This is a genomic window from Arthrobacter sp. NicSoilB8 (assembly GCF_019977355.1).
GTDB lineage: Bacteria > Actinomycetota > Actinomycetes > Actinomycetales > Micrococcaceae > Arthrobacter.
The window spans coordinates 261,687-273,986 of record NZ_AP024655.1 but is presented as its reverse complement, the minus strand read 5'-3'; the positions used below and the strand labels follow the sequence as shown (position 1 = coordinate 273,986).

General features: G+C 68.6%; 12 protein-coding genes. 5 read left to right on the top strand and 7 right to left on the bottom strand.

Features of this window, described 5'->3' with window-relative positions:
• Positions 1-6: 6 nt before the first annotated feature.
• Together LDO15_RS01270 and dacB are read right to left on the bottom strand one after the other, a co-directional pair.
• Entirely contained in the window at positions 7-1,224 is a 1,218-nt protein-coding gene (locus tag LDO15_RS01270; RefSeq protein WP_223983154.1) for a zinc-dependent metalloprotease, read from the bottom strand.
• Between the two features lie 100 nt (positions 1,225-1,324).
• Positions 1,325-2,821 (bottom strand): D-alanyl-D-alanine carboxypeptidase/D-alanyl-D-alanine-endopeptidase, encoded by a 1,497-nt coding sequence (gene dacB / locus LDO15_RS01265; protein ID WP_223983152.1) that lies wholly within the window; start codon positions 2,819-2,821, stop codon positions 1,325-1,327.
• A 141-nt stretch (positions 2,822-2,962) separates the two neighbouring features.
• Between dacB and LDO15_RS01260 the strand changes: the two genes are divergently transcribed.
• From LDO15_RS01260 to LDO15_RS01250, 3 genes are all read left to right on the top strand, one after another.
• Positions 2,963-3,454 carry an inorganic diphosphatase gene (locus LDO15_RS01260; RefSeq protein WP_223983150.1) on the top strand — a complete coding sequence of 164 codons (492 nt, stop codon included), beginning with the start codon at positions 2,963-2,965 and terminating at the stop codon, positions 3,452-3,454.
• 97 nt (positions 3,455-3,551) lie between these two features.
• Positions 3,552-4,307, top strand: a complete 756-nt coding sequence (locus LDO15_RS01255) for a DUF429 domain-containing protein (protein ID WP_223983148.1) — start codon at positions 3,552-3,554, stop codon at positions 4,305-4,307.
• 80 nt (positions 4,308-4,387) lie between these two features.
• On the top strand, positions 4,388-4,987 hold the full coding sequence (locus LDO15_RS01250; RefSeq protein ID WP_223983146.1) for a hypothetical protein: 600 nt from the start codon (positions 4,388-4,390) through the stop codon (positions 4,985-4,987).
• A gap of 109 nt (positions 4,988-5,096) precedes the next feature.
• Here the strand turns inward: LDO15_RS01250 and LDO15_RS01245 are convergent, their stop codons facing one another.
• Together LDO15_RS01245 and serS are read right to left on the bottom strand one after the other, a co-directional pair.
• Positions 5,097-6,032 carry an HAD family hydrolase gene (locus LDO15_RS01245; RefSeq protein WP_223983144.1) on the bottom strand — a complete coding sequence of 312 codons (936 nt, stop codon included), beginning with the start codon at positions 6,030-6,032 and terminating at the stop codon, positions 5,097-5,099.
• A 162-nt stretch (positions 6,033-6,194) separates the two neighbouring features.
• Entirely contained in the window at positions 6,195-7,475 is a 1,281-nt protein-coding gene (gene serS, locus LDO15_RS01240; protein ID WP_223983141.1) for a serine--tRNA ligase, read from the bottom strand.
• A 78-nt stretch (positions 7,476-7,553) separates the two neighbouring features.
• On the opposite strand from serS, the gene LDO15_RS01235 reads away from it, so the two are divergent.
• A complete protein-coding gene (locus tag LDO15_RS01235; RefSeq protein ID WP_223983138.1) occupies positions 7,554-8,618 on the top strand; it encodes a diacylglycerol kinase family protein in 1,065 nt (354 codons plus the stop codon).
• Positions 8,619-8,641: 23 nt separating this feature from the next.
• Here the strand turns inward: LDO15_RS01235 and LDO15_RS01230 are convergent, their stop codons facing one another.
• The 3 genes from LDO15_RS01230 to LDO15_RS01220 form a co-directional block, all read right to left on the bottom strand.
• Entirely contained in the window at positions 8,642-8,863 is a 222-nt protein-coding gene (locus LDO15_RS01230) for a hypothetical protein (protein ID WP_091255530.1), read from the bottom strand.
• Positions 8,864-8,957: 94 nt separating this feature from the next.
• A complete protein-coding gene (gene pheA, locus LDO15_RS01225; RefSeq protein ID WP_223983135.1) occupies positions 8,958-9,941 on the bottom strand; it encodes a prephenate dehydratase in 984 nt (327 codons plus the stop codon).
• An 18-nt stretch (positions 9,942-9,959) separates the two neighbouring features.
• Complete coding sequence (locus LDO15_RS01220; protein ID WP_223983132.1) at positions 9,960-10,286, bottom strand: rhodanese-like domain-containing protein; 327 nt, start codon at positions 10,284-10,286, stop codon at positions 9,960-9,962.
• Between the two features lie 453 nt (positions 10,287-10,739).
• Here LDO15_RS01220 and LDO15_RS01215 point away from each other — a divergent pair, with 453 nt between their 5' ends.
• Positions 10,740-12,191, top strand: coding sequence for an amidase (locus LDO15_RS01215; RefSeq protein ID WP_223983130.1), 1,452 nt, complete (start codon positions 10,740-10,742; stop codon positions 12,189-12,191).
• The last annotated feature ends 109 nt before the right edge of the window (positions 12,192-12,300 follow it).

Here is a 12,300-nt window from a genome sequence, read left to right as displayed (position 1 = left end):
TGGCGGTTAGAGGCCCATCCGGTCGAGCCATAGCTTGGAGTCGTGGATCTCGGGCTCGGTGGGGAGGTGGTCGGCGGAGTCCCAGACTTTGTTGAAGCCTTCCATGCCGGCCGCGTCCACCACTTCCCGGACGAATTTGGAACCGTCGCTGTACTGGCGCATCTTGGCGTCGAGGCCGAGGAGACTGCGGATGAATTTTTCGATCAAGCCGCGGTCCTTGCCCCGGGCGTTGAACCGCTGCCGGATGGTCTTCACGGAGGGGACGATGCTGGCGTCCACGGCGTCCATCACCACGTTGGCGTGGCCTTCGAGCAGGCTCATGAGGGCAGTCAGGCGGGACAGCGCCGCCTTTTCCTCGGGGTTCTGGAGCAGGTCCAGGATGGCGCCCCGGCCGGGGGCCGCGCCGGGTGCTGCGCGGTCCTTCAGCGACTTGGCGGCCGCGGAGGCCCGTTCCATCAGGGAATCGACGTTGCCCAGCAGCTGGCCGCTGAGGTTTTCGATCTCGTCCAGCATGTGGTGCCGCAGCCACGGGGCGGCGGCGAACTGCACCCGGTGGGTTTGTTCGTGGAGGCAGACCCACAGCCGGAAGTCCGCGGGTTCGACGTTCAGTTCGCGTTCCACGGAGATGATGTTCGGCGCCACGAGCAGCAGGCGGCCGGCGGCGGGGGACGAGGAGTTTTCGGCCAGTGCGGAGAAGGGGTCGTACTGGCCGAGGACTTTGCTGGAGAGGAAGGCCAGGATGGCGCCGAGCTGGCTGCCGGTGATGGCCCCGCTGACGCTGGCGGCTCCGGGGGTGACGGACCCGCGGCCCTCGAGCATTTTCTCCATGGCCGGCCCGAGCATCACGGCGAAGCTTTGCGTGTTGGCCTTGGCCCATGAGGCGCGGTCCACCACCAGGACTTCGGAGTCGCGCAGGTCCCGGGCGGCGTCAAGGCCGGTGATGTGGTGGACGTGCGGCACGGAAATGTCCGCCATGAGCCGCAGGTTATCGACGGCGGAGCCGATCTCGGCGGCACTGAGGACGGGGCCGGCCGGCGTCAGGCGGGCCGCCGTGGACGCGGCAAGATCCCAGTTGATGAGACCCTGCGCCTGGACCGAGGTCCCGCGGGGTGTCTTTCGTGACTCGCCTGCTGTTCCCCGGACTGGCTGGCTCGATGGCTCGTTTGATGTCTGGCTTGATGTCTGGCTTGATGTCTCGCGCGCGGAGGACTCCATGTGGTCCATCAGATCACAGGGCTCCGACAATGCGCCTTAATTTTCGCTGACCGGCGAACCCGCCGGCGCGGCCCGGACAAGAACCGGGTTTCAAGCGGGCCGTTGATCGTCAGTGGCAGCCGCAGCCGGCAAGGACAGCGGCGGAGCGGTCCAGTGCGGCCTTGTTCGCGGCGCCGGGGGTCAGGCCGTTGCCCACGAAGGAAAAGACCAGTAGCCGTCCGTCGGCGTCGACGACGTAACCGCTGAGCGCAATGACCGTGTTCAGCGTCCCCGTCTTGGCGCGCACCAGCCCGGCGCCGGCGGCCGACGCCGCCTCCGTGTACCGGTCCCCCAGCGTGCCGGTGAGCCCGGCGACCGGGAACCCGGCAAGGGCGGCACGCAGCCGGGTGTCCGCCCCCGAGGTCATGGCCCGGACCGCGTCCGTGAGTTGCCGGGCCGAGACCCTGTTGGCCAGCGCCAGGCCGGAAACATCCGCGGCCCGGAGGCCCTCCGTGGGGACACCCATGTCCTGGACCTGCTGCAGCACGGCGGCCACGGCGTCGTCGCCGCTGCCGGGCCGGCCGGCGCCGAGGGCGGTCATCCGTCCCATGACCTCGGCGAGGTAGTTGTCCGAGGTCTGCAGCATGAGGTCCACCTGCTCCCCCACTGTGGCGGACTGGACCTCGGCCAGAACTTTGGGCCGGGCACCCTCCGGCGAGGCGCCGGGACGGACCCGGGCGACGCCGGGGGCCACGGACAGCCCCGCGGGCGCCGCGGCCTCGGTGAGCTTGGCGGCGAAAGCCTCGGCGGCGGTCATGGCGGCGTCCTGCGGGCGGGGACCGGTGGTCTTGGCGGGATCGAACCTGGCCGAGTTCAGCGCCAGCGGGTACAGCGGGGCCATCTCCCCGGCGGCGACGTCTTCGGGGCTCCACGCCTGGCTGAGTGCCGGGCCGCTGAAGAGGGAATCATCCAGCAGGACGCTCAGGGTGCCGGTGGCGCCGCCGTCGTTTTGGAGGGCGCGGACGGTGGCCTGGGCGAGCGTGGCGAGCCCGGCACGGCCCAGGACGGCGCCGGGATCGGATTCGCCGGCGGCCAGGAGGACATCGCCCCCGCCGGTCAGGACCACCGAGCCGGGCGTGGGCCCTGCCACTACCCGGGTGCTGAAGCGGCCGTCCGGGCCCAGGACACGCAGGGCGGCGCCGGCTGTGAGGAGCTTCATGTTCGACGCCGGAACGCGCGCCTCGTCGGCTGCGCGGTCAAAGAGCACCTGCCCCGTGGCGGCGTCCTGGACGATCCCGGTGAAGGTGCCGCCGCCGTCGGTCTTCAGGGTCTCGTTGAGCTTCGCGGCGAGCGCGGCGCCGGCGGGAACCGGTGCGGTGTCGCGGAGGGGTCCGATTCCGCCGGAATCGGGGCCGGGGGCGCTCAGCGTGGCGGGGACCTGCTGCCAGGGCGGGGTTGTTTGCGAGGCGTCCGAGGGACCGCCCGGGCCGAGCAGCGCCGGGGCGATGGCGATGCCGGCCGGCAGTGCCACTGCCACCACCAGGAGGGTTTGGAGCAGCAGTGCGAGGATTCCGCGAAGCCTGCCGGGCGCCGGTCCGGTGCCCGCGGCGCTGGTGCTCGGTTTCATGATGCTGCTGGTCCTTAGTCCTGAAATGTCCCCACTAGTTCCTGAAACCAGCGCCTCTCGCTATATCCTCAATAGTAGTCGGCGGCACCGACAGCACTTACGCGCGTGCCGCGCACCCCTGAATTCGTCAAGGAGCATTCCATGAAGCATGACGTGACTATCGAGATCCCCAAGGGATCGCGCGTCAAGTACGAAGTCGACCACGAGACCGGCCGCGTCCGCCTGGACCGCGTCCTGTTCACGTCGATGCAGTACCCCACCCACTACGGTTTCTTCGAGAACACCCTAGGTGAGGACGGAGATCCGCTGGACGCGCTGGTGCTCCTGCAGGACTTCGACCTCTACCCCGGCGTGATCGTGGAGTCCCGCCCGATCGGCGTCTTCAACATGACCGACGACGGCGGCGGCGACGCCAAGGTCCTGTGCGTTCCGACCGATGCCCGGTTCGACCACATTCAGGAAATCAGCGACGTCAGCGAATTCCTGATCAAGGAAATCGAGCACTTCTTCACCCGCTACAAGGACCTGGAGCCGGGCAAGTGGGTCAAGGCCGAGGGCTGGGGCGACCGCGCCGCGGCCGAAGCCGAGCTGGAAGCCTCCATCAAGCGCTACGTTCCGGCAGCCGGACACTGATCGCTCCTGCACTCCAACGCGGGGTCACTTACCGCCCATCCGGGCCTCCGGAACGGGCGGTAAGTGACCCCGCGTTTTTTTGCGTGCGGACGCAGCGGTGAGGACCCTCGGCGTCGACCTGGCTGCGGCCGCGAAGAAGACTGCGGTGGCCGTCATCGAGTGGGCCGACGGCGCGGCACGGCTGGCGCACTTGTCCCTGGACGTCGATGACGCGGAGATCGTCCGCCTCTTCGGTACAAGCGACATGACGGGAATCGACTGCCCCCTCGGCTGGCCCGACGCCTTCCTTCCCTTCATCGCGGGGCACCTGGCGTTCGACCCCGGGCCGGTCCTGGAATACGACGGGATCGAGGGCCGCCGGCTCCTCGCCTACCGGGACACCGACCGGTTCGTCACGGCCAAAACCGGCCTCATTCCGCTCAGCGTCTCCGCCGACCGTCTGGCTCATCCGGCCATGAGGTGCGCCGTGATCCAGGCCAAGATCGCCCGGGCCGCGGGACCGCAGGCTCGGGACGGCTCCGGTCGCCTCGCCGAGGTCTACCCGGCGGCATCCCTGAAAGGCTGGGGAATCCACGCCCGCGGCTACAAGGGGCGCGGGGCCCCGGAAGCCGAAGAGCTGTCCACGGCACTGGCGGACCTCACCCTGAAAGCCCCGTGGCTGGACCTGGCGGGCTTCCGGGCGGACCTGGCGGCGTCCGATGACATGTTCGATGCCGTCATCGCCTCGCTGACGGCCCGGGCAGTCGGCCTGGGACACACGCTGCGTCCGGACGCCGGCCACGCCGCGGCGGCCCTGAGCGAGGGCTGGATCCACCTGCCGAGCTGCCTGCTCTCCGCCCTCGCGGGCCCGTAGGCGCCACTGTTACGCCACTGGGGCGGCGGTCCCGCCGGCAACTTGCCCCCCAAGTGCCAACAGGTAGTGTGTGATCCAGAATGTTCACGCTGACCATCAATCAAACCGACAGCCGGCGCGACGGCGACCGCGTGCCGCAGCTCCTCAAAGACCTGCGGCACATCCCGGCGCGCCTCGATTTCGACCGTTCCGTGGAGGACGAGGTCCAGGGCATCCTGGACTGTCCGCATCAGGCGGTGGAGGCGGCCATGATCGCCCTGCGCAGCGGCAGCTGGTACGTGGGCATCGGGGTGGGCCCCGTGAATGAACCGCTGCCCAACCAGATCAAGGACGCCTCGGGCCACGGGCTCATCTATGCCCGGCGTGCCGTGGACCGCCTGCGGAACGGCAAAGACCGCGTCCGGGTGGCCGTGGAGGGCCCGCTGGCCGATCTCGCGGCGGAGGCGGAGGCCGTTCTGCGCCTCCTGGGCCACATTGTGCACGACCGGAGCCAGGCGGAATGGCGGGTGCTGGACCTGCTCACTCCCGGAGTGCGGGGCCAGCAGAAGGCCGTGGCAGAGGAACTCGGCATCACCACGCAGGCCGTGAGCAAGGCCGTGGCCCGGTCCCAGTGGAACGAAGAGCACGCGGCTCGTCCCGCGGCGGCCCGGCTCCTGGGCCTAATCCTCGACGTCCGCTAGGCCGCACGGTCCCGGGTCCGGGACAGGCCGCCTGATTCCGGACCCCTGCTTCCGGCCGACTTCTTCCGGCCGTCCGGCCGGCGTCCGGCGCCGACAGCCCGCCCTCCGCTTAGAGGAGGCTGCGGAGCACGTGGGCGGCGCCGTCGTCGTAGACCGACTTCGTGACTTCATCGGCGGCGGCAATGACCTCCACCGGGGCCTGGCCCATGGCCACGCCGCGGCGTGCCCATGTCAGCATCTCGATGTCATTGCGGCCGTCGCCGACGGCGATCGTACGGTGCGTTTCAATGCTGAGCCGGCTGCGGAGGTGCTCCAGCGCGCTGGCCTTCGTGACGCCGGCGGCGGCGATGTCCAGCCACGCCGTCCAGCCCACCGAATAGGTCACGCCGGCGAGCCCGATATGGCGGATCGCGGTGTTGAACTCTTCGGGGGTGTTTTCCGAGCTGAAAACCACCACGCGCACGGCGACGGCTTCCAGCATGGTCTGGAAGTCGACACCGACCGCTTCGACGCCGAAGCTGGCGTCCTGGAAGCGCTCCGTGGACAGGAAGTTGCCGTTCTCGTCCTCAAGGGCGTACTTGGCCGCGGGCAGCCGCTTGCGCAGGGCGCGGAGGGCCGGACCGGGGTCAAAGGTTGCCTTGTGGAGGACTTCGTAGCCGTCGGGCAGCCCGGAGTCGACGCGCAGGATCACCCCGCCGTTGGAGCACACGGCGTACCCGTTGTCGATCCCGATGTGCTCGATGACGGGCAGCGTGGCATTGAGCGAGCGGCCCGTCGCGATCATGACGTGGTGGCCGGCGGCCACCACGGCCTGGGCGGCCTCGCGGACCGGAACCGACATGTGGCCGTCGTGGTCCACCAGGGTGCCGTCGACGTCCAGGGCGATCATCAACTTGTCGCCGGTGCTGTTCCGGACGTTCTTGTTCCGGGTTGCCCTGGTTTGGGCTGCCGTGTTTTCGGTTGCGTTGGTTGCAGTTGCGTTGTTCTGGTATTCCGTGCGCCGGTCATCGTTGCCGGCGACTGAGGATTCAGTCATGGTTGTCATCTCACAAGTAGAGCAGACACCCCCGACGGCCGCTAGGACTCAGGCCACAGCAGGGCATGAACTTGCGGTAAACACCCACACTTTGTCCACAGTGTGAGTGTTTACCCGGCGGCCGACGTGTGCCTGAACGGTGGTCAGGGAAGAGCGGTCAGGGAAGAGTGGTCAGAGAACGGGGAACACCGTCATGCCGCCCAGGTACTTCTGCAGGGCAGCGGGGACATTGACCGAGCCGTCCGGGTTCTGGTGGTGCTCCAGAATGGCGACAATCCAGCGGGTGGTGGCCAGGGTGCCGTTGAGCGTGGCCACGGCCCGGGTGCCCTTGGGAGCACCGTCCTCATTCAGGACACGTTCGCGGATGTTCAGACGGCGGGCCTGGAAGGTGGTGCAGTTGGACGTCGAGGTCAGCTCCCGGTACGCGCCCTGGGTGGGGACCCAAGCCTCGCAGTCGAACTTCCGGGCCGCGGAGTTGCCCAGATCCCCCGCCGCGGTGTCAATCACGCGGTACGGGAGCTCGCATTTGGCCAGCATCTCCTCTTCCCACGCCAGGAGGCGGGCGTGCTCGGCTGCCGCCTCCTCAACCGTGGCGTAGATGAACATCTCGACCTTGTTGAACTGGTGGACCCGGATGATGCCGCGGGTGTCCTTGCCGTGCGAGCCGGCCTCGCGGCGGTAGCACGAGCTCTGGCCCGCGTAGCGGATGGGACCGCCGGACAAGTCCAGGATCTCGTCGGCATGGTAGCCGGCCAGGGCTACCTCGGAGGTGCCCACAAGGTAGAGGTCGTCTTCGGCCAGACGGTAGATCTCGGCATCGTGCTTGACGTCAAAACCGGTGCCCTGCATGGTCTCAGGGCGGACCAGGGTGGGCGTGATCATGGGCACGAACCCGGCGTCGATCGCCTGGTCCATGGCCATCTGGAGCAGCGCCATTTCCAGCCGGGCGCCCACGCCGCGCAGGAAGTAGAAGCGTGAGCCGGAGACCTTTGCCCCGCGTTCCATGTCGATCGCCCCGATCAGCTCGCCGATCTCCAGGTGGTCCTTCGGCTCGAAGTCGGGGAATTCGCGTGGCGTGCCGACCGTCTTGACCACAATGTAGTCATCCTCGCCGCCGGCCGGGACACCGTCCTCAATCAGGTTGGGGATGGTCCGGAGCAGCTCCTCCTGGGCCGTCTGGGCGACGTCGGCCTCGGCCGACGCGGCCTTGACGGAGGCAGCCAGAACCTTCACCTCGGCAAGGAGGGCCTGCTTCTCCTCGCCCTTGGCCTGCGCAACCTTCTTGCCGAAGGCGTTCTGTTCGGCCCGCAGGTTCTCGAACCGGATCAGCGCCGCGCGCCTGGCCGAGTCCGCAGCGATGATCGCGTCCACCGCGGCTTCGTCGGCGCCGCGGGCGCGCTGGCTGGCACGGAACTTGTCCGGATTGTCGCTGAGGTCTTTTACGTCGATCACCAGACAAGAGTATCCAATCCGGCCACCGATACCGGGCAATCCGGTCCCGGGGCGCTGGCGGGATACTGTTGGATCACAATGCGCGACTGGCTGCTCTACCTCGTCATCGCTGGGATCCTGGCGTTTGCCGTCTCCAGTTGGTGGGGGGTGCGCCGGCTGAAGGCCAAACACACCCGGCGTGCGGTGTGGGAGGAGACCCACAGCCCGGGCCTGGGCCGGCAGAAGGTCGCCGTGGTCCTGAATCCCATTAAAGCCAGGTCCGCCGAGGCCCGGAACCTCGTTGAATCCGCATGCGCCGAGGCGGGCTGGGAACCGCCCCGCATCTTTGAAACCACCGCCCAGGACCCGGGGTTCTCGCAGGCCCGGGCGGCGGTGGACTACGGGGCCGACGTCGTCCTGGCCGGCGGCGGCGACGGTACGGTGCGCGTCGTCGCCGAGGTCCTCGCCGGGACGGACACGGCGATGGGCCTGATTCCGCTCGGCACCGGCAACCTCCTGGCCCGCAATGTGCACCTGGAGGTCAACGATCTCCAGGGGAACGTGCAGGCGGCCTTGTTCGGGCACCAGCGGTTCATCGATACGGCACGGATGACCGTGGAGAATTCACGCACCGGGGAATCGGCGCAACACACGTTCCTGGTCATTGCGGGGATCGGAATGGACGCCGAGGTGGTCAGTGACACCTATGACGGCTTAAAGAAGGCCGTGGGCTGGCTCGCCTACACCGAGGCCGGAGTCCGGCACCTTCCGGGGCGCCGCAAGAAGGTCTCGATCGCGCTGGACGATCAGCCGGAGCAGTTCCGGAAGATCCGCAGCGTCCTGTTCGCGAACTGCGGCCTGATCCCCGGGGGAATCGACTTCATCCCGCAGGCGATGATCGATGACGGGATGCTCGACGTCGTGGTGATGAGCCCGCGCAGTGCAATCGGCTGGCTCGCGATGTATACAAAGATCGTGCTGAAGCACAAGAAGGATCTGCCGGTCATGACGTATTACCGGTCCGGCAAGATTACGATCCGGTGCCCCGAACCTATGCCTACCCAGGTCGACGGCGATCCTTCCGGCGAGGCCACGAAGGTCACCGTCCAGGTGGACCCGGGATCCCTGCTGGTCCGGGTCAAGGACGGCACCGAAGGCGGCTAGGCAGACGGCGGCGCGGTAGAGGCCTAGGCGCTGGCGGCCTTCTTCGCATCTGCTGCCTTCTTCGCGTCGGCGGCAGCCTTGGCGGCCCTGGCTTCGGACTGCTCCCGGATCATTGCCTGCTCCTCTTCGAAGCGCAGACGGTCCGCACGGTCGGCGTCGTCGCCGTCCCAGTCCTGGTTGTCAGCTGTCGGCTTGGGATTGACAATCATTCCCTGGCCGTCATTATCTGTGCTGGTGCCTGACATGACCCGCTCCCTCCGGTAGAGGACTTCCCCAATATGGATCAGGCAAGCATACGCACAGTTGGGAGGGGGCGGAAGTGCGCCGGATGGCATTTGCCTACGCTCTGGGCGAAGCCCCCGGCGTATATTCCGCAGCGGCAGATGCATCACCCAGTATGTCTTTCACCCAAGCATGCGCGGCCCGGAATGCCTGGTCGGAGGTGTGCGGCGCAACGATGGTCCGGTGGCCGTCAGCCCGCCGGTAGGACCCGAGAAAACGCGTGGCCGGGCTGATCCGGTGGAGACCCGCGAGTGCGTCGGCCACCCGGGCGTCGGCCACGTGGCCGTCGGCATCAATGCTGAAGAAGTAATGGCCCAGGTACTGGCCGGTCGGCCGGGATTCGATCCGGCTCAGGTTCACGCCGCGGGTGGCGAACTGGTCCAGGATCTCCATGAGGGCACCCGGCCGGTCTTCGGGCAGCGGCACCACCACGGTGGTCTTGTCTGCCCCGGTGCGGGCCGGGAGTTCGCCCGGGCGGCCCACCAGCACGAACCGGGTGACCGCTCCGGGGTTGTCGCCGATGTTTTCGGCGAGCACTTTCAGGCCCGGCTGCTCGGCGGCCACGATCGGGGCGCAGATCGCGGCGTCGTAGTGGGCGCCGCCGTCGTCCAGCAGGCCCATGGCGGCAGCGGCAGTGGAGGATCCGGGGATGTATTCTGCATTGGGAATATTTGCGTCCACCCAGAGCCTGCACTGGGCCCAGGCGTGGCCGTGGGTGGAGACCCGCCTGATGTCTCCGATCGCCACGCCCGGCTTGGCCACAAGGACGAAGCTGATGGGCACCAGGGCCTCGCGGATGATCCTGAGCTCCTGGCCGGTGGCGATGGCGTCGAGGGTGGCGGTGACGCCGCCCTCAACGGAGTTTTCGATCGGCACCATGGCCGCATCGGCCGAGCCGTCCCGCACCTTGTCCAGGGCCGTGTTCACATTTGACGACGGGATACGGATGGCGTCCGCCGCGCCCGGAACCTGCATCAGGGCCGCTTCGGTGAAGGTGCCTTCGGGGCCGAGGAATGTGTAGGTGACAGTTGGTGCGGGCATCAGTTCTTCCTTCTTCAGTTACAGGACGACCGGCTTGAGACCGTTGTCGGATACCAGCGGCATGCCGGTCTCGACCCACTGGTCCATGCCGCCGGCCACATTCATAGCGGAGTACCCCATGCCGACGAGCCACTGGGTGGCCCGGTAGGAGCGGCCCCCGGTGCGGCAGATGACATAGACGTCCTCGTCCGGGTCAAGCTCCTCGATCCGGGCCGGCAGCTGCTCCATCGGTATGTGCAGGGCGCCTTCGGCGTGGCCCGCGACCCATTCATAGTCCTCGCGGACATCAAGGATCCTCGCACCGTCGGGGATGCCAGACACGCTGACGCTCTGGAAGTCGCTCATGTTCGCCCTTTCCGCAGAATTCAAGGTCCGATCCCAGCGTATCCCCCGCCGCTGGCGGCACGCTCCTGCCGGCGGCAGGTTACGCTTCTGGAGTGCGCAACGGAGACATCATGCATGCCGAACACCCCGCGGAGCGGTCCACCCCCGGCCCCTTCCACGGCCCCTCCCGCCGCTCTTCCCGCGGGACATGCCCTCCCCCGGCAGCGAGCACTGGACATAAGGCCACAGTGTCCGCCCGCAGCCCCCAGCAATGGACATGCTCTCCGCCAGATGCCATCGCAGGGCGGATCCCCCTCGCCGCCCTCGCCGCCCTCGGCCGCTCCCGCGGGACATGCCCTCCCCCGGCGGCGAGCACTGGACACAAGGCCACAGTGTCCGCCCGCAGCGCCCAGCAATGGACATGTCCCCCGGCGGGAATCACCCGGCGCCGGGAGCGGCCGGAGTCCTGCTTCCTTGACTGAGATCCACGAGCTCTCCGCTGTCCAACTTCGCGAAGCACTGCATGCCGGCGAGCTTTCCGCCCGGCAGGCCACCGATCATTTCCTGGGCCGCATCGAGACCGACAACCCCCGCCTCGGGGCCTTCATCACCGTCACGGCGGACCAGGCGCGGAAGGACGCCGCCGCCGCGGACCGGATCCACGCCCTCCGCAGCCGGAACGGCGGCGCGTTGGCCCCGTTGCACGGCATGCCGCTGGCCTTCAAGGATCTGACGGATGTGGCGGGAGTCGTCACCACGCACGGGAGCGCGGCCTTGGAACGCAAACCGGCGCTCACCGACGGAGCCCTTCCCGCCGTGCTCAGGACCGCGGGGGTCATATCGCTGGGGAAGACGCAGGTCCCGGAGTTCGGCCTGACTGCCTACAGCGAGAACCGGATCGCCCCGCCGTCGCGCAATCCTTACGCGCTCAGCCGCGGTTCGGGCGGGTCCTCGGGCGGCAGCGCCGCCGCCGTGGCCGCGGGGCTGGTGCCGTTCGCGCCCGGATCCGACGGCGGCGGGTCCGTGCGGATTCCGGCAGCGGCCTGCGGGCTGGTCGGGCTGAAGCCCGGCCGCGGGCTCGTGCCCGCCGGGGAAAGCTCCGGCGATCCGGCCCAACTGGTGGTTGCCGGCCCGCTCGCCCGCACGGCCGACGATGCCGCCCTGTTGCTCGATGCCCTGGTTCCCGGCCCGGACGGGCACAGTCCGGACGCGCCGGGACCGGCGGCCGCCAGCTATCTCGAACTCGCCGCCAGGGAGCCGCGCCGGTTGCGGATCGGCGTAAGCCTGGACAGCCCGTGGCAGACGATTTTCCCTTTCACTCCGGACCCCGAGGCGCTGGATGCGCTGGCCGACGGCGTCGCCCGGCTGGAATCAGCCGGCCACGAGACGTCGGAGGCCGCGATCCGATATGACAACCGCTACCCGGACGCCTTCACCACAGCCTGGACAGCCGGCGTCGGGAGCGCGCGAATCGCACCCCAGCGCGAGGCGCTCCTGACCCCGCTCACCAGGACGTTCCGGCGGCGCGCGCAACAGCGCAGTGCCTCCAAACTCAACGAATCCCTCGGGTTCCTCCGGCAGTTCCAGCGGGACACGATCGCACAGTACGCCGGATGGGACCTCATATTGACGCCGGCCCTGGCACAGACACCGCGCCCCGTGGGCTGGTTCACGGGCGCGGCCCACGGCGGCGACTACTGGCCGGCCGCGGAATGGGCGGGCGACGCCGACGGTGACTACCGCAAACAATGCGAATACGCGCCGTGGTCGTCCATGGTGAACGTCTGCGGGCTGCCGGCCATCAGCATCCCGGTGCACTGGACTGGCGGCGCCCCGGGTTGCGGCCTGCCGATGGGCATCCAGCTCATCGGGCCGATGGGCTCCGAGGCGCTGCTGCTGCAGGTGGCTGCCCAACTGGGGTTCTGATATGCCTTCGCGCGGCCCTCGCCGGTGAGGACATGCCCGCTCGTCGCGCCGCCGGTGGGACATGTCCCGCGCTCCTTGGTGGACATGCTCATCCCTCGTGGCAAGGGGC

Coding starts and splice junctions, on each gene's coding strand:
- LDO15_RS01250 (WP_223983146.1), top strand. CDS start 4,388: ATGTTCACGCTGACCATCAATCAAACCGACAGCCGGCGCGACGGCGAC.
- LDO15_RS01260 (WP_223983150.1), top strand. CDS start 2,963: ATGAAGCATGACGTGACTATCGAGATCCCCAAGGGATCGCGCGTCAAG.
- LDO15_RS01270 (WP_223983154.1), bottom strand. CDS start 1,224: ATGGACCACATGGAGTCCTCCGCGCGCGAGACATCAAGCCAGACATCA.
- LDO15_RS01230 (WP_091255530.1), bottom strand. CDS start 8,863: ATGTCAGGCACCAGCACAGATAATGACGGCCAGGGAATGATTGTCAAT.
- LDO15_RS01235 (WP_223983138.1), top strand. CDS start 7,554: ATGCGCGACTGGCTGCTCTACCTCGTCATCGCTGGGATCCTGGCGTTT.
- LDO15_RS01220 (WP_223983132.1), bottom strand. CDS start 10,286: ATGAGCGACTTCCAGAGCGTCAGCGTGTCTGGCATCCCCGACGGTGCG.
- pheA (WP_223983135.1), bottom strand. CDS start 9,941: ATGCCCGCACCAACTGTCACCTACACATTCCTCGGCCCCGAAGGCACC.
- dacB (WP_223983152.1), bottom strand. CDS start 2,821: ATGAAACCGAGCACCAGCGCCGCGGGCACCGGACCGGCGCCCGGCAGG.
- LDO15_RS01245 (WP_223983144.1), bottom strand. CDS start 6,032: ATGACAACCATGACTGAATCCTCAGTCGCCGGCAACGATGACCGGCGC.